The 22,674-nt window shown below is 51.5% G+C and carries 30 protein-coding genes; 16 read left to right on the plus strand and 14 right to left on the minus strand.

What is annotated here, in order from left to right; all coding sequences use genetic code 11:
- Window position 1: 1 nt before the first annotated feature.
- On the minus strand, window positions 2–1,054 hold the full coding sequence (gene corA, locus IPG22_18290; GenBank protein ID MBK6590234.1) for a magnesium/cobalt transporter CorA: 1,053 nt from the start codon (window positions 1,052–1,054) through the stop codon (window positions 2–4).
- A 298-nt stretch (window positions 1,055–1,352) separates the two neighbouring features.
- Here corA and IPG22_18295 point away from each other — a divergent pair, with 298 nt between their 5' ends.
- The 4 genes from IPG22_18295 to IPG22_18310 all read left to right on the plus strand — a co-directional run bounded on the left by IPG22_18295 (window position 1,353) and on the right by IPG22_18310 (window position 4,784).
- Window positions 1,353–2,285 carry an ATP-binding cassette domain-containing protein gene (locus IPG22_18295; GenBank protein ID MBK6590235.1) on the plus strand — a complete coding sequence of 311 codons (933 nt, stop codon included), beginning with the start codon at window positions 1,353–1,355 and terminating at the stop codon, window positions 2,283–2,285.
- Window positions 2,286–2,320: 35 nt separating this feature from the next.
- On the plus strand, window positions 2,321–3,673 hold the full coding sequence (locus IPG22_18300) for an ABC transporter permease (GenBank protein ID MBK6590236.1): 1,353 nt from the start codon (window positions 2,321–2,323) through the stop codon (window positions 3,671–3,673).
- 5 nt (window positions 3,674–3,678) lie between these two features.
- Window positions 3,679–4,443, plus strand: a complete 765-nt coding sequence (locus IPG22_18305) for a DUF1349 domain-containing protein (protein ID MBK6590237.1) — start codon at window positions 3,679–3,681, stop codon at window positions 4,441–4,443.
- An 89-nt stretch (window positions 4,444–4,532) separates the two neighbouring features.
- Window positions 4,533–4,784, plus strand: a complete 252-nt coding sequence (locus IPG22_18310) for a GlsB/YeaQ/YmgE family stress response membrane protein (GenBank protein ID MBK6590238.1) — start codon at window positions 4,533–4,535, stop codon at window positions 4,782–4,784.
- Window positions 4,785–4,835: 51 nt separating this feature from the next.
- Here IPG22_18310 and IPG22_18315 read toward each other — a convergent pair whose 3' ends face one another.
- Both IPG22_18315 and IPG22_18320 read right to left on the minus strand, forming a co-directional pair.
- Complete coding sequence (locus IPG22_18315) at window positions 4,836–5,411, minus strand: DUF1211 domain-containing protein (GenBank protein ID MBK6590239.1); 576 nt, start codon at window positions 5,409–5,411, stop codon at window positions 4,836–4,838.
- Window positions 5,412–5,419: 8 nt separating this feature from the next.
- Window positions 5,420–5,836, minus strand: coding sequence for a hypothetical protein (locus tag IPG22_18320; protein MBK6590240.1), 417 nt, complete (start codon window positions 5,834–5,836; stop codon window positions 5,420–5,422).
- A gap of 102 nt (window positions 5,837–5,938) precedes the next feature.
- Here IPG22_18320 and IPG22_18325 point away from each other — a divergent pair, with 102 nt between their 5' ends.
- Window positions 5,939–6,916 carry a threonine/serine dehydratase gene (locus tag IPG22_18325; GenBank protein ID MBK6590241.1) on the plus strand — a complete coding sequence of 326 codons (978 nt, stop codon included), beginning with the start codon at window positions 5,939–5,941 and terminating at the stop codon, window positions 6,914–6,916.
- 63 nt (window positions 6,917–6,979) lie between these two features.
- Here IPG22_18325 and IPG22_18330 read toward each other — a convergent pair whose 3' ends face one another.
- A complete protein-coding gene (locus tag IPG22_18330; GenBank protein MBK6590242.1) occupies window positions 6,980–7,123 on the minus strand; it encodes a hypothetical protein in 144 nt (47 codons plus the stop codon).
- 11 nt (window positions 7,124–7,134) lie between these two features.
- Entirely contained in the window at window positions 7,135–7,302 is a 168-nt protein-coding gene (locus IPG22_18335; GenBank protein MBK6590243.1) for a hypothetical protein, read from the minus strand.
- Window positions 7,303–7,428: 126 nt separating this feature from the next.
- Here IPG22_18335 and IPG22_18340 point away from each other — a divergent pair, with 126 nt between their 5' ends.
- The gene (locus IPG22_18340) at window positions 7,429–8,046 is read left to right on the plus strand and encodes a DUF4919 domain-containing protein (GenBank protein ID MBK6590244.1); all 618 of its coding nucleotides are present in this window, start codon (window positions 7,429–7,431) and stop codon (window positions 8,044–8,046) included.
- Complete coding sequence (locus IPG22_18345) at window positions 8,043–8,633, plus strand: cytochrome c3 family protein (protein MBK6590245.1); 591 nt, start codon at window positions 8,043–8,045, stop codon at window positions 8,631–8,633. Before IPG22_18340 ends, IPG22_18345 begins: the two co-directional genes overlap by 4 nt.
- A gap of 904 nt (window positions 8,634–9,537) precedes the next feature.
- Here the strand turns inward: IPG22_18345 and IPG22_18350 are convergent.
- Window positions 9,538–9,996: an NUDIX domain-containing protein gene (locus IPG22_18350; protein ID MBK6590246.1), complete on the minus strand. Its 459-nt coding sequence runs from the start codon at window positions 9,994–9,996 to the stop codon at window positions 9,538–9,540.
- 99 nt (window positions 9,997–10,095) lie between these two features.
- On the minus strand, window positions 10,096–10,389 hold the full coding sequence (locus tag IPG22_18355) for a hypothetical protein (protein ID MBK6590247.1): 294 nt from the start codon (window positions 10,387–10,389) through the stop codon (window positions 10,096–10,098).
- A gap of 179 nt (window positions 10,390–10,568) precedes the next feature.
- Here IPG22_18355 and xseA point away from each other — a divergent pair, with 179 nt between their 5' ends.
- From xseA to xseB, 3 genes are read left to right on the plus strand one after another with little or no spacing between them, the layout of a single operon-like run.
- A complete protein-coding gene (gene xseA / locus IPG22_18360; GenBank protein MBK6590248.1) occupies window positions 10,569–11,885 on the plus strand; it encodes an exodeoxyribonuclease VII large subunit in 1,317 nt (438 codons plus the stop codon).
- Between the two features lie 3 nt (window positions 11,886–11,888).
- Window positions 11,889–12,557, plus strand: a complete 669-nt coding sequence (locus IPG22_18365; GenBank protein ID MBK6590249.1) for a hypothetical protein — start codon at window positions 11,889–11,891, stop codon at window positions 12,555–12,557.
- A gap of 2 nt (window positions 12,558–12,559) precedes the next feature.
- Window positions 12,560–12,793, plus strand: a complete 234-nt coding sequence (gene xseB, locus IPG22_18370) for an exodeoxyribonuclease VII small subunit (GenBank protein ID MBK6590250.1) — start codon at window positions 12,560–12,562, stop codon at window positions 12,791–12,793.
- A 117-nt stretch (window positions 12,794–12,910) separates the two neighbouring features.
- Here xseB and IPG22_18375 read toward each other — a convergent pair whose 3' ends face one another.
- The 6 genes from IPG22_18375 to IPG22_18400 all read right to left on the minus strand — a co-directional run bounded on the left by IPG22_18375 (window position 12,911) and on the right by IPG22_18400 (window position 17,239).
- Window positions 12,911–13,225: a peroxiredoxin family protein gene (locus IPG22_18375; GenBank protein ID MBK6590251.1), complete on the minus strand. Its 315-nt coding sequence runs from the start codon at window positions 13,223–13,225 to the stop codon at window positions 12,911–12,913.
- Window positions 13,226–13,255: 30 nt separating this feature from the next.
- Complete coding sequence (locus IPG22_18380; protein ID MBK6590252.1) at window positions 13,256–13,477, minus strand: redoxin domain-containing protein; 222 nt, start codon at window positions 13,475–13,477, stop codon at window positions 13,256–13,258.
- Between the two features lie 79 nt (window positions 13,478–13,556).
- Complete coding sequence (locus tag IPG22_18385; GenBank protein ID MBK6590253.1) at window positions 13,557–14,267, minus strand: US12 family protein; 711 nt, start codon at window positions 14,265–14,267, stop codon at window positions 13,557–13,559.
- A gap of 50 nt (window positions 14,268–14,317) precedes the next feature.
- Window positions 14,318–14,740 carry a DoxX family protein gene (locus tag IPG22_18390; GenBank protein ID MBK6590254.1) on the minus strand — a complete coding sequence of 141 codons (423 nt, stop codon included), beginning with the start codon at window positions 14,738–14,740 and terminating at the stop codon, window positions 14,318–14,320.
- An 82-nt stretch (window positions 14,741–14,822) separates the two neighbouring features.
- Window positions 14,823–15,254: a hypothetical protein gene (locus tag IPG22_18395; GenBank protein ID MBK6590255.1), complete on the minus strand. Its 432-nt coding sequence runs from the start codon at window positions 15,252–15,254 to the stop codon at window positions 14,823–14,825.
- A 95-nt stretch (window positions 15,255–15,349) separates the two neighbouring features.
- Window positions 15,350–17,239: a phosphoenolpyruvate carboxykinase (GTP) gene (locus tag IPG22_18400; protein ID MBK6590256.1), complete on the minus strand. Its 1,890-nt coding sequence runs from the start codon at window positions 17,237–17,239 to the stop codon at window positions 15,350–15,352.
- A 665-nt stretch (window positions 17,240–17,904) separates the two neighbouring features.
- Between IPG22_18400 and IPG22_18405 the strand changes: the two genes are divergently transcribed.
- From IPG22_18405 to IPG22_18430, 6 genes are all read left to right on the plus strand, one after another.
- Window positions 17,905–18,495, plus strand: a complete 591-nt coding sequence (locus tag IPG22_18405) for a hypothetical protein (GenBank protein MBK6590257.1) — start codon at window positions 17,905–17,907, stop codon at window positions 18,493–18,495.
- An 11-nt stretch (window positions 18,496–18,506) separates the two neighbouring features.
- A complete protein-coding gene (locus tag IPG22_18410; protein ID MBK6590258.1) occupies window positions 18,507–18,707 on the plus strand; it encodes a hypothetical protein in 201 nt (66 codons plus the stop codon).
- Window positions 18,708–19,074: 367 nt separating this feature from the next.
- Complete coding sequence (locus tag IPG22_18415; GenBank protein MBK6590259.1) at window positions 19,075–19,359, plus strand: very short patch repair endonuclease; 285 nt, start codon at window positions 19,075–19,077, stop codon at window positions 19,357–19,359.
- Window positions 19,360–19,632: 273 nt separating this feature from the next.
- Complete coding sequence (locus IPG22_18420) at window positions 19,633–20,406, plus strand: HNH endonuclease (GenBank protein MBK6590260.1); 774 nt, start codon at window positions 19,633–19,635, stop codon at window positions 20,404–20,406.
- 131 nt (window positions 20,407–20,537) lie between these two features.
- A complete protein-coding gene (gene tnpA, locus IPG22_18425) occupies window positions 20,538–20,990 on the plus strand; it encodes an IS200/IS605 family transposase (GenBank protein ID MBK6590261.1) in 453 nt (150 codons plus the stop codon).
- Between the two features lie 179 nt (window positions 20,991–21,169).
- Entirely contained in the window at window positions 21,170–21,463 is a 294-nt protein-coding gene (locus tag IPG22_18430) for a hypothetical protein (protein MBK6590262.1), read from the plus strand.
- A 266-nt stretch (window positions 21,464–21,729) separates the two neighbouring features.
- Here IPG22_18430 and IPG22_18435 read toward each other — a convergent pair whose 3' ends face one another.
- Window positions 21,730–22,596, minus strand: coding sequence for an EamA family transporter (locus IPG22_18435; GenBank protein ID MBK6590263.1), 867 nt, complete (start codon window positions 22,594–22,596; stop codon window positions 21,730–21,732).
- Window positions 22,597–22,674: the final 78 nt, after the last annotated feature.

The raw sequence follows: 22,674 nt of genomic DNA on the forward strand, positions 1-22,674 counted from the left end.
GTTACTCGCCTTCTTCAAAATCTTTTGCCTCGCGAGGTTTGACGATAACCTCATCGTCTTTTTGAAAGATCCAGCCCCGCCGCCAGAAATACACTAGCAGCAGAACAGTAATAACCAGCATCGTGCCAAGCGTAAGGAAATAACCGTGTTCGGATCTTAGCTCCGGCATATTCTCGAAATTCATCCCATAGATCCCGGCGATCAGGCTGAGCGGGAGAATGATCGAGGAGAGGACGGCGAGCGTTTTCATTACGTCGTTCGTCCGATTTCCAACGACTGCAAAATGGATATCAAATAATCCGGAAACGAGGTCTCTGTAGCCTTCGGAAAGATCCGAGATCCTCAGCAGATGATCGTGAACATCTCTGAAAAAAGGAAGGACATTTGTCGGAATGACCGGGAATTCACCGTGTGACATCCGGTAGAGAACTTCAAGTTGGCGTGACGAGATACGTCTTAGCCGGGCAACGCTGCGACGGATGTCCATTACCTCGCCGAGTATCGAATTGTTAGTGTGCCGCATATCAAGTACGCGGTCCTCAAGCTGATTGATCGCTTCGTCAAATTCATCAACTATCGGCATATACAGGTCGACAAGTTCATCGAGAATGTGATGAAGCAAATATGCCGCTCCGCGTTTGCAGACAAATGTGCTGTTGCGGATCTTTTGCTTGACCGCCTTAATGCTTCGAAATCTGAGGACGTGAAACGTGACCACGAAATTCTCGCCAAGATAGCCGTCAAGTTCTTTAGTTACAAAATTTGAGGGATTCGTTTCGTTGGGCTTGATGCCGTGAACGATAAAGTACAGGTAATTCTCGAACGCTTCGACCTTCGGCTGATTGCGTGTCTCGACACAGTCTTCGACAGTTAGATGGTGGAACTTAAAAACGTTCAGCAGAACATCCTTGGCCTCGGCAAGGTGTTCTGCTGTTTCACCTTGCAGATCGACCCAAACGACATTGGTCTTATCCGCGATCAAAGCCGGGAGTTCATCTCGAGTGAATCCTTCCTCAACTTTCTCAGCGTCCTTACGGTAAACAAAAATCTCCATTTGGTTAGTGATCGGCTAAAACATTCTGCCACTACTCGCGATCAACTAACAACCCCTATACTCGATTCGAGCTTTTGTGTGGTTCCTTACAGACATTTTAGCCACAATTCGGGTATTCTTTAAATAGCCTACACCTGTGGGTGCCGAATGCCTTGCTACGGTTTCCGGTATCGAAGGGTGAAAAGGTGTCGGGATTCGAATCGCCCGAAACAGAAGGATGGATCGTTGTAATCGACGTCCATCCTTTTTTCGCGCGCTATCCGCTTAGGTTCACGGCGTGATAATCTTGTTCTCGAATATGAGCGACGATACAGTAACTCTGAGAGTTGATAACGTAACGAAACGGTTCGGCGACTACACCGCTGTCGAGGGGCTTAGTTTTGACGTGCGTGCGGGGCGGGTTTTTGGATTTCTAGGCCCCAATGGAGCCGGGAAAACGACAACGATCCGAATGATCGTCGGGATCACCGCGCCTGATGAAGGAAAGATCGAGCTTTTTGGCGAGCATATGTCTCCAAACCTTCAGGATCGGATCGGATACCTGCCAGAGGAACGGGGCCTCTACAAAAAGATGAAGATCGTCGATCAACTTCGCTATTTTGCGGCGTTGAAAGATATTCCCTCGGCGGTCGCTGACAAACGGATCGATCAGTGGCTCGAGCGGATGGGATTGAGTGAATGGAAGAATAAAAAGACAACGGATCTTTCGAAAGGGATGCAGCAAAAGGTCCAGTTCATTTCGACCGTGCTTCATGATCCGGACCTGCTGATCCTCGATGAACCATTCTCCGGCCTCGATCCGGTCAATGTCGAATTTATGATCGAGGTCCTTTCGGAATTCCGGCAAAAGGAAAAGACAATAATTTTCTCAACACACCTGATGGAGACGGCCGAGCGGCTTTGCCATGACATTATTCTGATCAACAGGTCCCGCAAGGTCATAGGCGGCAGTCTGCGAGAGGTCAAGGCCGGATACGGAAAAGACCTGATTGCATTACGAGCGACAGGTGGAGAAGCGGTGCTTGCGGACAGTGCACTGGTTGCGAGTATCGCTGAGCATTCGGATGAGTTGAGGATCGAACTCGCAAAGGGGGCCGATGCGCAGGATCTGCTCAGGAAATTGATAGCTTCCGAAGCGGTCGTCACTAAGTTCGAGAGGATCGAACCAAGCCTCAATGACATTTTTATAGATCAGGTTGGCGGACAGAAAGCCGCCGGAGCGAGCGTATAGTAACGGTTTTTGTCTCGCGTTAACTATTTCCCGATATGCGAAAATTCCTCGCGGTTGTAAAACACGAATACCGAAAGATAGTTCTTAAGTGGACGTTCCTTCTTGGCACACTTCTCTTTCCGCTCCTTGGCGCGGGCTTTGCGGTGGTTCCCGCGATAATCTTTTCTCTTAAGGGGGAACCGACACGTGTGGTCATTGTCGATGCGTCGAATAAGATAGCCCCAAGATTAAAAGGGAACCTCTCGGCAGAGAGGATAACCGAGAAGGCACGAAAGGCGGCTAAAGACTCTTTGGGCGACCTGAATGCAACTCAAGAAGAAAAGATGAAAAGCGGAGCGAACCAACTTGCTGCGGGTTTTGTCTTTATCGATTTCGACAATAACAACAAGTCGCCAGAGCAGATAAGGCAGGAATTGAATGCAAAAGCAGCTGCTGACGAGATCGATGCATATCTTTTGATCCCGGCAAATATCGAAAAAACAGACGCCAAATACGAATTTCGATCCAGAAAGGCAGGCGACTTTGTGGCGAACGATACCCTGAAGGATGCCCTGAATGAGGCCGTAAGATCCGAGCGTCTCGCGGCGGCGAATATCGACGAAAAAATGCTTCAGGCGTTGAGCCAGAACGTTGATTTCGAGTCAAAATCGATCAATGAGAAAGGCGAAGAGAAAGACGGAGATGTCCTATTTATTGCTTCTCTGATCATCGGGATGATGATCTACATCAGCCTGACGATCTATGGTCAGATAATCATGGGAGCGGTGGTCGAGGAAAAGGAGACGCGAATCGCTGAGATCCTATTTTCATCTGCAAGGCCCTTTGAACTGATGCTTGGAAAACTCGTCGGGGTTGGCCTCGCCGGCCTGACGCAGCTCGGAATTTGGGTAGGGTCGCTGGTCGCCCTCGGAGTATTTTTATCGACTCAAGCCGATATGAGCCCGATACTGGGTTCACTTCCTCGGATCACGCCGGTTATGGTCGGGTATTTCTTCGCGTACTTTATCGTCGGCTACTTTACCTACGCGGCGATCTTTGCCCTAATTGGCTCAATGGTCACCACCGTGCAGGAAGGCGGACAATTTGCATTTCCTCCGATCATGATAATGCTGATCGGATTTTATTTCGGCTTTGCTGTGATCCGCGACCCAAATTCAAGCCTTTCGTTCTGGGTCTCGATCGCACCATTTTTTGCTCCTTTGACGATGCCGATCAGGATATTGGCAGAAACTCCGCCTTTGTGGCAGATCGGACTGTCGTTATTCATCAACTGTCTCACAATAGCTGGGCTTGTTTGGCTTGCGGCTCGAGTATATCGCGTAGGAATGCTAATGTACGGCAAACGGGCTACCATTCCCGAAGTGTGGAAGTGGATAAGGCAGGCCTAGTCTAAATGCGAGAACATCGAACATTTTTGGGTATTTTTCTATTTATATTCGCACTAGGCATACTTGCGTGTCTCGGCTGCGGAACTACGCCGCCGCCGAAAAAGACATCCGTACCACCGCCCTCAGTGCCAATTCCGCCTGAGGCGGTTAAGGTGGATAAGCCAGTCAACGTGAGTTTCTCGACATATTCAACCGAATGGCCTGTGGGATGGCAATGGATCGATCCAGCTGAAGGCGAAAAGCCGACACCCAAGGACGTTAAGAAAGGCGTGCTGCGGGTGAAGATCCCGAGCGGAAAAGACCTCTACGGGGACAATATTTCCGCGCCGCGATATATGAAACCCATTACAGGTGATTTTCAGATCGAAACGCGGGTCAGATTTCTGCCGAAGGAGAACTATCAGGGCGCCGGTTTGCTTATATTTGTGGATGAAAGCCGATACCTCCGCTTCGAACGTGCCTACGGTGGAGTCAGCGGCGGCGGCGAGGGACTTCGAATTGATGTCCGAAGCCGGGAAAAGTACGTTCCGCTGGCAACTCCTGACGATCTTCAGACTCAGCTCGAGGAAGTCGACCTCAGGATAGTTCGGGAGGGCAAGGTTTTCACGGCCTACTGGCGTGAGAATGAGGATTCATCGTGGCGAGAAGCCGGCCAATACGAATCTGATTTTCCTGAGACGGTGCTTGCCGGGCTTGTTGCATGTAATACTGCGCGTGAGATAACCGCAGAATTCGCGTATATTAGGCTTTCACCGCAAGGCAAGCCGTAGGGTTTGTCCGAACTTCGCATTGATCCATAGCGTATGTTTCAGTAGACGATGCAACTGAGATTTAAGTCTAAAAACCAAGGAGCAAAGATATGTCTATCATTTGGCAGCTTTTCGTAGGATTGATAATTGGGGTATTAGCTAGATTGCTATTGCCTGGAAAAGAAGCGATATCGAGCGGTGTTATCGGCTGGCTGGTGACTGCCGGTATCGGAATGGGTGGTTCGTTTATCGGAACGATGGTCGGCAGAGCGATCTGGAAGGACGATAAATACAACGCCGGATGGATCCTCTCGATCCTTGGAGCGATGGGACTTCTGGTCCTGTTCCGCTATATATTTTGAGCGTGATCCAATATAGATCTGACGCCGCCCGATCCCGATGGCGGCTATTCATCACTTTATCTTCTTCTCTATACGGCGGTCTGGTATGAACCAGATCGCCGCCACTAATACATACAAGGCACCCGAAATACCCTGGTGGACGAACGCCAGCGGTATCGCCAGAATATAGCAGACCATCGATATCTTGCCCTTAAGATCCTTCCCGACTGCTGCTGCTAAAAGTTCATTGTCACCGCCCTCGTGCCTGACGATCTTTGCCTGCAGCATGGTGTAGGAAACGGCGCATAGGAGCAATATGAGCCCGTAAATCGCAGTCGGGAGCGGGGCGAAATGATTCTCGCCCATCCAGCCGGTCGCAAACGGGACCAGCGACAGCCAGAACAACAAGTGCATATTTGCCCACAGGATCTTGCCATTGACCTTTCGCGTCGCCTGGAGCATGTGGTGATGATTGTTCCAATAAATGCCGAGGTAAATGAAGCTCAGCACATAGGCCAGGAAGATCGGAAGCAATGGCTTCAGAGCTTCGAGGTCAGTCCCGTGCGGAACCTTAAGCTCAAGCACCATTATCGTCATGAGAATTGCAATGACGGCATCTGAAAATGCCTCGAGGCGGGTTTTATTCATACGCCTTTCTATCCGTTCGCTTCTGACATCGTCTCGGGCAAAGCCATTTGTACAAGTCCGTCGAACGCAACATGATAGGCGACCCCTTTTACTGGAATGGCCATCTCTTCTTCAGTCGCACCTTCCGAATTCGCTATGCTAACGCTTGCGAAATAGCACGAAGCCCCATGCGCGGCGGCGTGTTTGACGAGTGTCTGAAACACCTCCTCACCCTCGATCCGGCCGCGTTTCGGGTACATGTCGGTTCGCACGACAAAAAATCCGGTCTCGCCGTCTTTGTTGCCGACTATTTGCGGATGAGTTTCGCGGTCGGCAAAAACATCGGCTGACTCTAGAGTCCAGCCTGCCTCTTCCAATTGCTTAAAAACGATCTCAACTCCAAAGGCGTGGATATCAGCCTCGGTCATCAATTCTCTTTCTTCCATTTACTCTATTTTACTTGTCGGACACGGAAAATCCCAACACAATTGTAAGTTTCAAAAGGCTAAGTTATTTCTACGACATTTTACGATGTTATAGTATTGCCGATGAACATAACTGCAATCAATGATGCTCAAAATCTGATCGCCCCGTACGTCAAACGAACGCCGCTCGAATACAGCACCTCGCTGAGCCGCCGAACGGGGTTGAATATCTACGTAAAATACGAGCTGTTCCAGAAAACCGGTGCGTTCAAGGCTCGCGGGGCTTTTAATAAGCTGCTAAACATGTCCGAGGCCGAGCGTGCAAAAGGCGTCGTGGCCGTTAGCGGTGGAAATCATGCCCAGGCAGTGGCGTATGCATCGACCGCCCTCGGCGTAGACGCAGTCATCCTGATGGCTGAAAATACGCCGAGAGGATACGTCGAGGCGACACGTGGTTATGGCGCTACTGTCGAATTGCTGCCCACGATCGCCGATGCCTTTCGCCGCGTCAAGGACTACGAGGCCGAGGGCCGAGTTTTTGTTCATCCGTTTGACGACCCGCAGATAATGACGGGAGCGGGAACTGTAGGGCTCGAGATCCTCGAAGATCTGCCCAGTACGACGGATATCGTCCTGAGTATAGGAGGCGGCGGTTTAGCCGGAGGCGTCGCGACCGCAGTCAAAGGCATGGATCCGAAGATCAGGCTTTGGGGGGTTGAAACTGTCGGAGCCGATGCGATGTCTCAGGCTCTCGCCGCAGGAAAGCCGCTGGAACTGCCGGGCATAACATCGATCGCGAAAACCCTGGGTGCTCCATACGTATCAGATACCTCGTTGGCACTCGTTCAAGAGCATCTTGAAAGAGTAACCGTCGTGACCGACGATGAGGCCGTTGAGGCAATGGTTTTCATTGCCGAACGGCTCAAAGTTATAACCGAGCCCGCCGCAGCATGTACTTTGGCTGCCGTTGAGAAACTGCGAAACAAGTTCACGCCAGAAAGCAGGGTCGTTCTTATTTTCTGCGGCGGTAATACCGGCGTCAACGATCTCTGCGGCTATCTAAAAACGCACGGTTCGCTGCTGCCGAAATATAACCCGTAACTCGCCTTAGAATCGCCTCACCGATAAATGGCGTCGTACTCATTTCAAATAAACTAAGACCTGTTAGCCGCAGTTCAAGCAGCCGCAATCGCATTTTATCTCGGTGATGTCCTGCGTGACGGCTTCGCGGCAGTGATCGCTGCAATATTCATTTCCGCCGCTGACGATACAGGTGCAGATGTCGTGGTTACATTTGTGATCGGTCATGTTTAAGACTCCTATCTCGCCGGGGCACTTGGAACGGTGACGTTGATGTCGATGTCCTTCTTTTGCGTTCCGCCTTTTAGTATTCCGCTGTAGTAAACTAGGCCGGCAATGATCGCGACAATAATTACGAGGGCGATGGCCCAAACGGCGTTGCTGCCAGTGCTGTTTTCTTCCGTCATATGTAGAAAAATATCCTCCGAACTAATTAGAACAGCCGTCGGGGGAAACTGACTGTGCGGTGGCATACATTAAAGGCTGAGGCCTTGCGCGAACAGTGCGACAGTGTATATATTCGTATTGAAAATATGAAAAAACATTTCCTTTTGGTGTTGTTCGTCGCACTCCTATCGGTAAACGCGCTCGCTCAGTCGGCGGACTATGATGCCCTGGTCAATAAGGTCAAGGGCGGTGATATGACCGTGGATTTCAAGGCCCTTCGCTTTGCTTTTGCAGAGAAAACGCCGATCGAAGCACGTACCGCAGATCCTAAACTGCAGGCTCAGATGCTTTCCCTGCTAAACGAGAAGAAGTTCAAGGACGTGGTCAAGATCGCCGATGGAATTCACAAAACTACATTCGTCGATATGAATTCCCATATTATGGCGGCAATGGCGTATCAGGGCCTTGCGGATCCCAAAAAGGCAAAGTATCACGAAGCTGTATACCTCGGCCTCGTTAATTCCATCCTGAAGGACGCCGACGGCAACACGGCGAAGACTGCATACCACGTGATCTCGATCGCCGAGGAATTTGTCCTGCTCAACGCTCTCGAACTCAAGCACGGCGCGCAGACGGTTGAGACGATAGACGGACATAACTACCACGTTCAGGAAGCGACCGACAAAGCTACGAACCAGGTGGTAAAGGTTTACTTCAATATCGACAAGGTCGGTATGAAACTTGCCGCAGTTCCGACAAAATGAATATTCGACGAAACCTTCTCCCGATCGCCATGATCGTTTTACTTGCCGTCGGGGTTCTTTTTATTGCCGGCGATAGGCCGCTCGCTCAGCGTATGCCTAAGCCGGCAGATCAGCCGCAGAAGACGATGCCCGAGGTGATCATTTTTGCCAAAGGTTCGAAGGTCGGGCAGGTTACTTTCAATCACACAAAACACAATGGCGGCGAATACAGCTCTGGTGGCCCGATAGCCTGTATCGAATGCCACCACACCGCACAGCCCGCCGAGCAACTCGCCAAATCTCCGCCGCTAAAGACCGCGTGGCCCGCGGGCCGGAAGACTACGCTCACGACCGAATTATTCGCTGCCGATCCAACTGCCGCGGGCGTTGCATCCTGCCGCGACTGTCACGCACAGGCGGGAAAGAAGCCGAAACTTATGCCAAAGATCCCGAGCTTAAAGGATCCCGAAACAGGGAAGACCACAAAGCTGACGAGCGAACTCGCCTTTCATCAACGGTGTGATACCTGCCATTACCAGATCCTCTTCCAGACACCGGGAGCAAAGGCACCGGACGTGACGAACTGCTCGACATGCCATAAGAAGTAGGCATTTTCTCGATGATTCCTGCTTATTCGCCGGTGAGAAGCCTTTTCGTGCCATGTTTTGTCCACTGTTTGTCCACTGGCTGTCCGCGGCCTGTCCGCGATGTGCTGCGGACAAGTAAATCCTTTGTTATCAGAGATATACAGGTATTTCCAGCTCAAATTTCACCGTTTTCCGCAAAAACTTTTCTTTCAGTTATCAAATATCCATCTCAGGCGTGCTATCAAGATGCAACATCGTTGCAAGGATAATACAAATACGGCGGAAAGTCAAGGATTATCTTGCTTAGGTAGTGGGTCCGATCGAAAAGATACGGCCGTGGAGCGGCCACAGAAAATAGCCAGATGCGAAGCTTCTGGTTAGGTGATCAATGACCTCGCCGCGTCGGAGATGCGGCAAGATAAGCCTGGTGCGGCTTCACCGCGCGAAGATTCATAGGCTGCCGACAACCAGAAGCTCCGCATCTGGCTATTTTCTTACGCCGTTTCACGGCGAAGACTTTCAAAATGACCCACTACCCTTGCTCATTGTAGTGAGTGTCAGCCTGCAATTTATTCAAGATGGATGCTCATCTCGGCGTTTAACCGCGATGCTTTGAATGCCAGAACCAAAAGGAAAATGCCCGCTTGAGTTTTACGTCAAGCGAGCATTTCCATGTTCCGGTTGAAAACTAACCAACTAACTAACTATTTAACTAACTAACTAACCAGGTAACTACCGAAGTAATCACCGAACTAACTACTTAACTAACTATTCAACTAACTAACTAACGTTCAACCAAGAACAGCCTAAGATTATCAGAGCTCCGATCTGGAGTCAAATGAACCCGCGGTTCTTGCTGAAAAGTTTACAAATTTTGCGGCATTTCGGGTCGTCGGGTTCGACTTAAAATTCATGGGTTCGGCGACTATCGAAGCAGTGTGATCAGTTCGTCGAGGAAGGCGATCTGGGCAGGGTTTATTTTTTCCCGGGCGGTGGGGATGTTGAACCATTCGGCCTGGTCAACCTCGGGATGATCTTCGAATTTGCCGGAGTGCGGCGGCCATTCGAGTTCGAAAAGGTTACTGTGAAAGAAATCCGTGTCCAGCTCGCCCTCAACGGCGTAGGCGTGAACGATCTTGCCGCCTTTTTGACGGATGGGCTCGAGTTGGACGAATTCGCCCGAAACATGCGAGCCGAGTTCTTCATGGAATTCGCGGGTCGCGGTTTGAAAGATATCTTCGCCGGGCTCGAATTCGCCTTTTGGTATCGACCAGGCTCCCAGATCTTTATTTCTATTGTACGGCCCGCCGGGGTGGATCAGCAGAACTTCCAGGATCTCGTCTTCGAGACGGTACATTAAAATTCCGGCGCTTTGTTTCGGCATTAAAGGTTTCGGGCTCGGTCAGTTCTTGAAAACAAACGACGATAACACGAAAACGCCCGACGTGACAATTTTTGACGTCAGTAGCTCTAGCCGGCTTGGTTATTTGCTTGAACGGCCTTTACTCGGTTTCACGACGCAAAGATGGAGATCCTGAAACGTTCTCAGGGGCTTACGGCCGGCGGGCAGGAGCGGGAGGATATTATTCTCAAAAAATGTATTTGCCGTTTCATTTGTCTCCCAAACCTCAACGTGCCGCCAGCCATCGGCCAGCCGGTGGGAATAATGTACCAGAAAGCCCGGAGCTCGTTTTAGTTCGGCCTCGATCTTCGCAAACAGCGCATCGTATCCGATCTGCGTTTGTCGCAGGATCTCAGTCGTAACCATCACAGCCATCGTTTTCTGTCTCCAGTAGAATAGGCGACTTAAGTTTAAGCAAGGCATCAGGATGGACACAAACCAAAACGGGCTAGATTTAACGAAGATTTATTATCGCGAAACACAGATCTAATGTTAGGTGGAGTTCGGACTCCTGTTTTGTCTGCCCTGCTGATCTGTGTTCAAATTGAGGTACTTTGAACGACGCACTTTTTCAATTTTTGATGGACGACGCACAGCCCGAGCCGTGGAGCGTGACCGAGCTGAACGCCGAAGTCCGCGGAGCGCTTGAGCGGCAGTTTGCGAATGTTTGGGTCGAGGGCGAGGTGGTTAATTTTATCCACGCGGCGTCGGGGCATTGGTATTTTAACCTGAACGATGGAACTTCGCAGGTGAAATGCGTTTGTTGGAAGGGTACGAATTTTCGCATCAGATTTAAGCCGCAGAATGGCATTGTCGTGCGTGTTCGCGGTCGGATGGCGGTTTATGAGGCCCGCGGTGAACTGCAGCTCTCGGTCGATTCGCTCGAACCGGCAGGCGAAGGAGCTTTGGCGGCAGCGTATGAGCAGATTCGGGCGAAACTCGAAAGGGAAGGGCTGTTTGCGAAGGAAATTAAGCGTGAGATCCCGTTTTTCCCGCGGCGTGTCGCGGTCGTAACGTCGCGAACCGGAGCGGCCTATCACGATATTCTAACGGTCTTAACACGCCGGGCACGTTCGGTAAGCATTTTGCTTGCTCCGGCTTTGGTTCAGGGTGAAGGTGCGGCGGACAGCATTCGGCGGGCGGTCGCCGCTGTTAACGAGTATGATCGCGGACTCGACGAAAAAGAAAAGATCGACGTTATTATAGTCGGCCGTGGCGGCGGTTCGGCTGAGGATCTTTGGGCATTTAACGATGAGGCTCTGGCACGGGCTTTGAGAGCGAGTGAAATTCCGGTGATCTCGGCGGTGGGCCACGAGATCGACTGGACGATCTCAGACCTGGTATCCGACCTGCGTGCCGCGACGCCCTCGGCAGCGGCCGAGATCGTTGCGGGTCGTGAGGAAGATATTCTATTCGACCTCCAATCCGTCGAGGCGACACTTGCGTCGATGATGGATTACAAGCTGCTCATGGCGAAGTCTTCACTAAACGAATCGGCGCAGGGCCTGCAATTTGGTTTTTCCAACTCGATCCAGCGAGTGAGGTCGCGTTTTACGGATATAGCTTCACGGCTAACGCCGGCGACGCTTCGGGCGAAGACGGCGATGCACGTGAACGAACTCGCACGCCTTGAACAAAGAAAAAGTACCGCGATCGAGGGAATTCTTGCATCGAAGAACGAGGAAATGCGTGTGAATATTGCAAAACTCGACGCACTTTCGCCGCTCGCGGTACTGACGCGAGGCTATTCGATCACGCAGGGTGGGGATGGCAAGGTTTTGCGTGATGCCGCCGAGGTAAAGCCCGGCGATAAATTGAAGATCCGCCTCGAGCGTGGGAAACTGAATGCCGAGGTTTTATCGGTTGAATAGGTAATGTCGAAACGTCCGTTTGCGATCGCCGGTTTTGTTTTTTTGGGACTCGTGCTGGTTGCGGGTGTCGGCGCTTGGGTTTATTATCAGAGCCTGAAATCGACGCCGCAATATTCGCTGGCGTTGCTGGTCGATGCCGCCAAACGGGATGACAAGGCAGAGATCGCCAAGCTTGTAGACATCGACGGTGTGGTCGACGATTTTGTCCCGCAGATCACAAACAAAGCGGTCGAGCTGTATGGCCGCGGCCAACCGCCTGAGGTTCTAAAAAAGGTCGCGAGACTCGCTTTGCCCCTGTTGCCTGCGGTCAAAGAACGAGCCAGGGCTGAACTGCCGCGGGTGATTCGAGATCGGACGGCGAGATTTGGTTCCGTTCCGTTCTTTGCGATGGTGCTGGGAGCCGAGAAATATTTGGATATCTCGGTGAACGGTGATACGGCGATCGTCAAGAGCAAGATCCCTGAACATCCGCTCGAGATGAAGATGAAATGGAACGGCGACCGCTGGCAGATCGTCGGCGTTCGGGACGAACAGCTCGCGACTGCTATCGCGAGGAAGATCGGACAGGAAATAATGGCGGTCGCGGTCGGCGGCGGAAAGAAGGCCGCGGACGAATTCGGTATCGGCAACCTGACGCAATTGCTCAAACAAGCCGAGGAACTGGTGAAGTAGTTATGGAAAAATCTTTCGAAACATCTCTCGCAGAGCTTGAAGGCATCGTGGGCCGCCTCGAAAGCGGCGATTTGCCGCTCGAAGAAAGCCTCGAACTATTCGAAAAGGGCATCAAGCTTTCACGCGAATGCCGTACGCGTCTAGCGAACGCCGAACGCAAGATCGAGGTGCTGATGAAGGGAGCGGACGGGGAACTAGTCGCGAACGATATCGATCCCGACGGTCTTCGGGGGTAGGTTTGAAGGGTTCTAAACGCAAAGACGCTAAGGAGAGAAGACACAAAGTTCCAGGAAAGCTGGAACATTCCTAACCTTTAAGTCTTTTCTACTTAGCGTCGTTCGCGTTAACAAAGATCACATAGGCTTCTTCGCTGCGTCGGCCTTTCGTTTATCGAGCAGGTTGCACGTTTCCAGTGCTCCGGTCGGGTCGACGGCCGTATTTCCAACCTCAACACTCGCGATCTTACCTTCCTTGTCGACCACAAATGTGCCTCGACGTCCGTAGCTGGTCGCTTCGTTGTAAAGGCCGTATTCTTTTGTGGTTACGCGCTTCCAGTCACTTAGGAGGGGAATTGTGACTCCGATCTTTTCGCCAAAAGCCTTGTTGGACGGCGAACTGTCCATCGAAATGCCAAGTACCTGAGTTTCTTTTGCTTCGAATTTTGCGATATCAGCCTGATACGCTTGGAGTTCTTTCGTTCAGCCACCGGTAAAGGCGAGTACGTAGAATGCGAGAACCACGTTCTTCTTACCGCGAAAATCACTCAGTTTTACCTGTTTCCCGGTCGTATCCGGGAGCGTGAAGTCGGGAGCCATGTCTCCGACCTTCAGATTTGTCGTCGGTGCCGCCGGCGTCGTCTGCCCAAGGGCAGAAGCGGCGAGGGCCAATCCGAGTACAAAAACCAACGATAGTTTTTTCATCTGCAATTTACCTCTTGAAAATAGTGATGCCGCCGCGAATGCAAAAAGCATCGACGACGGCATCAAGCATAGCGCATAATTAGCGTCTGGAGCTAAAGATGTTCAGGATGTACCAGAAAAGCAGGGCGACGCTTGCGAATAAAGCAAGAGAAGCAGCGACGTGCTGTTTGGTATTGTACTGGTGAAGGATGTTCGACGTTTGATACAAGATCGCTGAACCAGCGAACGCCACCATTACGAACGCAAACACGCTGCCGAGCGAGAAGCCGAAGATGGCACTGGATATGATAAACCCGAGAGCAACAAATCCGCCGATCGCGAGGATCGGACCCAGAAAGCTGAAATCCGTTCGCGTTATAAACACCGTCAGCGTCAGACCCAGAAACAAACCAAGCGTAACGATGCCCGATTTGACCAAGACCGTTGAGTCACCGGTATAATACACGGCGATCGCGATCATCGGGACGAAAATTACTGCTTCTGCGACCACATAGAGTAGTAGCCCGAGATACTGGGTCGTGCTCGACGCATCCGACATCGCCCAGCGATTCGCCAGATACGAGACGCCCATAAAGCCGCCAAGCACGAGCAGCCAGCCCATTTGTCCAGCCGCGGACACGACGGTCAGGATGCCTGCGGCTGCTCCTGAAAGGAACAAAAACGCTTCGATCGCGACAAAACCAAGGATGGCGATGGCGAGCAGCAAATAAGTTTTGCGAATGAACGAAGCTCGATCAGCCGGTGCTGCCACGGCCGCTGAATTTCCAAATGTTGTTGTGAAATCTTCCATAAATTCCTCGAATGGTTAGATGTGGATTTCGGACTTTAGTTTGCACATTTTCACTTATTCTCGACGATGGCTGAGCGGCTGCCTTTGAAGATCGATTCGACACTCCAAACGCCGGAACCACGCGAGGCTATATACAAGAAAAGAAAACAGTAAAGGACGGCGAGTTCACCTTTATTAACGACCGGCAAGATCGCATCAAAGCTGAAGTGCCACCCAAAGTAGGCAAAGGCCATGGTACCGCTCGCAAGGAACGCAGCAAAACCCGTAAATAGACCTATCATTATCAGAAAGCCGCCGATCAGCTCAATGCCGCCGCCAACTGCCATGATCGTCGAGAGAGAACCGGTTGGGGCAGGCGTTTGAGGCGGGTAGCCTAACAGTTTTTGCGTTCCGTGCCACATGAACAGGAACCCTGAAACGATCCGCAGCACCGCGTATATATAGGTCGAGTATCTTCCAAGAAAACTTTCCATTCGACAAACTCCAAAACGATCTGATTTCTCAGAATTATAGAGCAATAAATGCAGGCTCATTTTTTTTGGGACGAATTCGCGGTTATTTGAAAAACCAAACAGTCGCACCGCCTCCAACAAAGATCAGAATTCCAAGGCCGACAACGATCCACGACAGCGTTTTATTTCGCCGCCCGAACGCCGCCTGCCAGGCCCCTGTAATAAAGGAACCGAGGCCGAAGACGATGATGCCGGCGAACAGGGCAAAGATCCCGAGCTTTTCTTCCTGCGTGCCCGTGAATTGTGCTTTTGATGGCCCCGGGTTGTAGATCACGTCGAGCATCCAGATCGAGATATAGCCGATGATCGCCATCAAAAACACGCCGCACAGCATCATCAACAAGCCGCGGATCCGCGTGGCGATCACGGTATGAAGAATCCGGCCGCATTGCGGACATTTAGCCTCAGCGGTGTCAGCAAAATAACCGCATTTGTAGCAGGAACGAGGTTTGGTCGTGGTCACTTGTCCGTTCATATTGGGCTAAGTTTACGATAGGTATGTAGAGAAACAAAAAAATGACGGCCGATCGGACGGCCGTCATTTTATTCCGATAGATATTGCCGTCGCGGCTATTCAGCCTTACCGACCGCCTTGACCGGTTCCGGTTCATGCCGTGGAGGAGCAAGGCCGAGTTCCGGAGCTCGCCAGAGATTCGATACGAGGAGCTCGCGGATGAACGTCATTTCCTTGGGAAGGCGGTCGTAAAGCTGGAAGAATAGCTCATCATGCATTGCGATCTCCTTGAGCCACATGTCGCGGTCGAGGTGCATCACTTTCTCAAACTGCTCGCGGCTGAAATCGAGCCCTCGCCAATCCATATCTTCATATCGCGGCATCCAACCGAGGGGCGTTTCGTAGCCTTTCGAAACGCCACGCGAACGTTCCACGATCCATTTCAGGACCCGCATATTCTCGCCGTAGCCGGGCCACGCGAATTTACCGTCTTCATCCTTAAGGAACCAGTTGACCGAGAAAATGCGTGGCGGCTCCGGGATCTGGCGACCGAAATTCAGCCAATGCGAGAAGTAATCGCCCATGTGATAGCCGGCAAAAGGCAGCATCGCGAATGGGTCGCGGCGGACCTCGCCTATGTTTCCGAAGGCGGCAGCTGTCTGCTCACTTCCCATTGTTGCGGCTTGGTATACGCCAAAAGCCCAGTTAAATGATTGTAAAATAAGGGGTACAACACTGTTGCGCCTTCCGCCGAAGATGAATGCTGAGATCGGGACGCCTTTCGGGTCGTCGAAGCTTTCGTCTGCCACGGGGCATTGCTCGATCGGGGCGGTGAAGCGCGAATTTGGATGAGCAGCCTTCGTTCCGATCGAAGGCGTCCAAACGTTGCCTTGCCAGTCGATGGCGTGTGCTGGTGGTTCGCCGTCCATGCCTTCCCACCAGACGTCGCCTTCGTCGGTCAGGGCCACGTTGGTGAAGATGGTGTTCTCCTTGATCGACTCCATTGCGTTCGGGTTGGTCTGGTAGTTCGTGCCCGGAGCAACGCCGAAGAAGCCGGCTTCTGGGTTGATCGCGTGGAGTTTGCCATGTTCGTCGGGCTTGATCCAGGCGATGTCGTCGCCGACGGTCGTGATCTTCCAACCCTCTTCCTGAAAGGCCTTGGGCGGAATTAGCATCGCGAAGTTCGTCTTACCGCAGGCCGACGGAAAGGCCGCGCAGACATAATCCTTTTTGCCGTCCGGTGACTGCACGCCGACGATGAGCATGTGTTCGGCGAGCCAGCCCTGGGCGCGGCCGAGATTCGAGGCGATACGGAGGGCGAGGCATTTCTTGCCTAAAAGGGCGTTGCCGCCGTAGCCTGAGCCGTAACTGACGATCGAATTTTCCTCCGGGAAATGAACAATATACTTGTCTTTCGGGTCCGGTGAGCAAGGCCACGGCACGTCCTGCTGGCCTTCGTGCAGGGGCATGCCGACCGAGTGGAGGCAGCGGGTAAATTCACCGTCGCCGAGAGCCTCGATGGCCCGCGTGCCCATTCGGGTCATTATCTTCATATTGACCGCAACGTACGGCGAATCGGTGATCTCGATGCCGAATTGCGAGATGGGCGAACCGATCGGGCCCATGCAAAATGGCACGACGTACATCGTCCGGCCGGTCATACAGCGGTCAAATTTCTTCTTCAGAATGGCCTTCATTTCGAGCGGAGCCATCCAGTTGTTGGTCGGCCCGGCATCGCCCTTGGCACGCGAGCAGATGTAGGTGCGGTCCTCGACGCGGGCCACATCCGACGGGTGCGAGCGAGCCAGGAAGCTGTTCGGACGCTTTTCCTCGTTCAGCTTGATAAAGGTTCCGGCCTCGACCATTTCGGCGCAAAGGCGGTCATATTCTTCGGGTGAGCCGTCGCACCAGTAGACGTTTTCGGGTTTACAAAGTTCGACCGCGTCGGTGACCCAGCGGATGAGTTCCTCGTTGGTGACGGTCGATGGAATGTTAAGTTCGATCATAAAAAATAGATCCTCCGATCTAAAAAATTGTAAAAACTGCTTATGTTATTTGGAATAAACGAGCAATAAGCCTCGTTTTTTGATGATATTTGCGTAGCTTATCACGGTATAACGTGTTTGTTAACGGAGGTAGGCAGGTTAACCGATTACCTCAGAAAATTATGTTAGTTTCTGTTAAAGGTCAGACCACTTTCTCCCTGCGCAAAGTTTTATGGCACTTTGGTAGAGCGCTTTCGGCCCGTCGGTAGACGAGTTCACCGGGTTTGGTAAAGGTATATGCGAGATTGGTAGAGGTGTTTTTTAGCGACACATCGAAGGTTTCTTCCAAAAGCCCCTATTTTCTCGTTCCCATCTACAACCCCATCTCTCGGCCCATCTTTCGGTCGTAGGAGAGGTTCGAAACGGGAAATTACGCAAAGTACGCAAAACATATCAATTTGAGAAAAGTACGCATTCTGTGCATAACGTGTCGATCTGTGCAAAATGGCATTTCAAATGTTAGGGAGTTGTGCGACGGTGAGCAGTGAGCAGTGCAGTGAGAAGTGAGAAGTGAGAAGTGAGAAGTGAGAAGGAGGCAGGTAGCGGGATGCGAAAGCCCGCGCGTAAGCAAGCGCGATTCACGCAACTGAATCAGTAGGCGGTAGCCAGTAGCCAGTAGCTAGTAGTTGGAAGGTAATAACAACGAACAACGAACAACGATCTACGATCAACGATCAACGATCCACGAACAACCATCAAACACTATGAACAGAAAATGGAAACAAATTAGTCCTATCGAACGTCTCGGCCGGTGGCGTGTGCCGCAGGCGACGATGAACCGGCGGGGCGATATCAAGTTGAGCCGAGTAGCGTGGGAGATGCTCGAGCAGGCGCGTTATTGTTTTGTGCTGTACGAGTCCGCAACGCGAACGATCGGCTTGCGGCCGAGCAGAGCCCATATCCGAGACACCTTCGAACTCAAACCCGATGGCAAGCACGGAGCCCACATCGTCAACGTTGCCTGTCTCCGCGTCGATCACAAAGTCATCGCCGAGCACGCGATCCGCTTTCAGGACGTCCGCCTCGACGAAGAAGGCACGCTCATCCTCGAGCTAGCCCGAGCCACCCCAGCCTACCACGGCCGCCGCGTCGGTGCGTTCCACAACGAAAGAAAAGTCCCCCAGCAACGCCACCGCCAACCCCGCCCGAACTGGCTGGCCGAAACGACTGGCGAGCAGGCGGACGGGAACGCAAGCGTCCCGCTTGCCACCCGTTGATATTGAGAGCGATGAACCCAACCGAAGTGCGAGCGAAACGCCGCCCGCCAGCGAGACGCTCGTGCTCCAGTCATGACCGTCCTCGGGGCTTTGCCCGTCTATTTGCGGTGAAGCTCTGCTTCACCGTTACGTTGGGTAAAGGTTCCGCGGCTCCGCCGCCGCTGTTGGGCGATCAACCGATCGGGATTCGACAGTCTCGGGCGGCGGCGTAGCCGCAAAGTGATTGGGGACTCTTCGGAAAAGCGCAGCTTTTCCGCAAATAGAGCGGCACAGCCGCAGAAATTTAAGTCGCGTAGCGATGCCGTGATTGTAGCCGTGGGTGACAACCCACGGAACGGAATCGCCACAACCCCGGCGTCGCGTTAGCGACCGTATGAAATTACCGCGTGAGATGATTCAACCGTCGCGAAGCGACGCATTCGTGTGCCCGATCTAACCGTGGGTTTTCACCAACGGCTACAATCAAACCATCGCGATGCGATGAAGAGAATTGTCGCGGGATCGGTGAGCCGGCAGCCGAAAGGCTTATCGGTAGTGGAGCGAGTTTGTAAAATAGAAATATCCCAATAAAATAGAGGTATGGATGTCCATACAAATGAGCAACGCTCACGCAACATGAGGGCGATACGCAGTAGCAATACTAAAATGGAGGTTGCCCTGGCGAAAGCTCTTTGGAAGCGGGGATATCGCTGCAGGAAGAACGTCAAAAGTATTTTTGGAAAGCCAGACTTAACATTTAGACGCTTTCGTCTTGCCGTCTTTGTAGACGGCGAATTTTTTCATGGCAAAGATTGGGAAACCAGCAAATTCATAATCAAAACGCGCCGGGAGTTTTGGTGGAAGAAGATTGAAGGTAATATATAGAGCGAGACCGAATTGTTAACGAAACTCTTACAGAGCGAGGCTGTGCTTCGAGTCTTTTTCGCCGACATTAGGCCAAATTATGATCGACTACTCGCAGATATATATTCTTTCTGATCAGCCTGCTTCGTGTTATAAGTGCGGCGTTCGAACCGAAATACTTTTTGATCATCCGCATACTATAGAAAAAATTCAAATTCATCGATGTCCAAATCCGACGTGCAAATTCGAATTTGTAATGCAATACGACCCTGATTTCGATGACGGTTCTTTGCTATGAAAGAAGGACAGAAATTGTGGACCAGAGACGAATTGATCTTAGCAAAAAACCTCTATTGCAAACTTCCGTTTGGTAGGTTGCACAACCGTAACCCAGAAGTTGTTAATCTCGCCAACCTTATTGGCCGTACTCCCAGTTCGGTCGCATACAAACTTGTTAACTTTGCAAGTCTTGATCCAAGTCTAAAGGCAAGGGGCATAAAAGGAGCATCAAACGCGAGCAATCTGGATAGAGAGATATGGAAAGAGTTTTTCAATCACTGGGATGTCTTGCCGTTTGAAAGTGAGAAGCTGTTGGCGAAAATTGAAAATACGACAGTAGAAGTTCTAAATCATATTCCCGAGAATGAGTTGCCGAAAGACGGTAAGACGAGAGAGCAAATAGTAAGAGTTCGCGTTAATCAGTCGTTCTTCAGAAGTTCTATTTTGGCTTCTTACAACAGCACTTGCTGCATAACTGGGCTTCAGCAACCGGAGCTTCTCATCGCTGGACATATTAAACCTTGGAGTATCGATGAAAAAAACAGATTGAATCCACAAAATGGAATTGCGATAAACGCTCTTCACGACAAAGCGTTTGACTCAGGGCTAATAACAATTACCACGGATTTTAGAATCATGGTTTGTTCCGAACTATTGAAGCAAAAAAAATCGCTGACGATTGAGAATTACTTTATCCGACATCACGAGCAAAACATGATTTTACCGTCACGATTTCTTCCAGACCTAGAAGTTCTTGATTATCACAATCGGGTCACCTTTAGAGGCTGACACTCGAACTGCTTAACTGAAAGTCGACTATTTTGAGCCCGCGTAGCGGGTGACCAGCATAAAGCCACGGGTGTAAGCCCGTGGAACGATAACAAAACGAATCAAAGCCCGCGTAGCGGGCGACAGCGCATATGCCCAGATCCTACACAAATCTGATATATCACATTGTCTTTTCAACAAAGGATCGAAAGCCGTTGATCAAGAATGAAAATGAGGAGCGTTTGTACGAATACATCGGCGGCATTCTTCGGGGACTTGGTGGTATTTTACTCATGATCAACGGGGTTGAAGACCACGTTCACATTCTGGCTAAATTGAGGCCTGACAAAGCTCTCTCCGATGTTTTACGCGATCTGAAATCCAATGCCTCCGGATGGATGCACGACGTCTTTCCAGATGCAAAAGACTTTGCATGGCAGAATGGCTATGCTGCATTCTCAGTTGGCCCGACGGAGATCGAACGCATAAAAAGATACATTTCGAACCAGAAGTTGCACCACGGCAGACAATCATTTGAAGACGAATTTGTTGAGTTGTTAGAGTTTCATGAGATCGAAGTTGATCGACGGTATTTGTGGACGTAACCGCTGCCGCCCGCTACGCGGGCTCCATTCATTCTTGCAACCTTTCCACGGGCTTACGCCGCGTGGCTTTATGCTGAAACCCGCTACGCGGGCCTAAACCCCAAACCGGCGTTAGAAACGGTCGCATTGCTTTATTGAACGACGCTGGAGTTGAGGCCGCGTCCTGGAGTTTTTCGTCCATGCTTTTACACTGGAACCGAAAACACAATCAGGCCTGCTACGTTCCTTCGCTGTCAGAGACGCAGCCAGAACGACGATATAGATACGGCAAAAACTTAATCCTTGGAACAGGCACAGACTTTCAACATTTCTTAGCCCAAATGGCTAAGGGAAATATTTACTACGATCCCGGCATTAAAATGGAGAGTATGGATTCGCGACCAAGGATTAAGAAAAGAAGTCAGTTTCGCATTAAGTCTCAGTTCCTGCCAAGCCTCTATAAGGTAAATGAAATTGTCGATGTTTCTCTTTAGTCGAGGCCGCGAAAAATGCCTTAGTGATTTTCATCTCAATTCAACTTTTCCAGCGAACCAAAGCCGTCTGCTGTTCAGCCTTTGATGCCGCTCCTACGGAGCTTTTCGTTTCCTGATCGATCTTTTTCTACAAACATTTAGCCTCTCCGAGGCTTCTGGGCTAAGCCCGTTGAAACGGGCTGGGCGATCTCGTCTCAGTCGGAACCACGCTCTGAAGGGCGTGGCTATTTGCCCTTTTGCGGGAACGGCGTTGAAACGCCGTGGGCTTATGCCGCGACTGGTTTATTCTTGTACTGAACCAGGGTGTGCAGGCAGACGGTGGCGACTATTATGATGCCGCCGAGGATGGCCCAGTTTGAGGGGCGTTCGCCGACGAAGAGGAAGACCCAGACGGGGTTGAGGAGCGGTTCGATGAAGCCGATGATGCTGGCGTCGAGCGGGCGTGTGCCGCCTCTTACACCTTTTATAAATAGGATATAAGAGATCCCGATCTGAAATACGCCCAGGAATCCGACGGCGGCGTAATCCCGCCAGGTGGCGGTCGGGAATGCGGCGATACCGCTGGGCAGCGTGAGCAGGGCGAGCAGGAAATTGCCGTAGATGACGGTGATCGTGCCGCTCATTCCCATGGCCTTGGGGTGGCGAAGCAGCATGATGTAGAGGCCGAGAAAGATGCCGGAGCCGAGAGCCGCGATGTTGCCCTGGTAATCGCCGATCGAGAGGTCGCCGACGAAGAACAGGCTCATTCCGGCAAGACAAAAGATGACGGTGATGAGATCACGGATGTGGAATTTTTCGCCGATAACGAACGGTGCGAGGATCAATATATATATTGGTGCGGTGTACTGGAGAAAGATGGCGTTCGCGGCGGTTGTGTGTTTGGTTGCCCAGACGAACAGAAATAGCAGCGTCGCGTAGATCACCGAGCACATCCCTCCGAAGGCGTTTATCCGCAGCCCGTCACGCCACGTGATGATCAGCACCGTGATCCCGGCGAGCAGGGAACGAAAGAACGTGACCTGATAGGCGTCGAGATTTGTCGCGAGCTTGATGAACATGCCGCCGGTACTCCAGAGGAGTACCGCGATCAAAACCAGAGCGACCGGGGGAAAGGGTTTTTTGTCTTCGGACACGTCGGTATTTTACCGCAAAGCCTGCGAGACGCAGAGTTGGTACGAAGATTTTTAACGCAAAGACGCTAAGGGGAAAAG

Source organism: Acidobacteriota bacterium (assembly GCA_016703965.1).
Taxonomy (GTDB): domain Bacteria; phylum Acidobacteriota; class Blastocatellia; order Pyrinomonadales; family Pyrinomonadaceae; genus OLB17.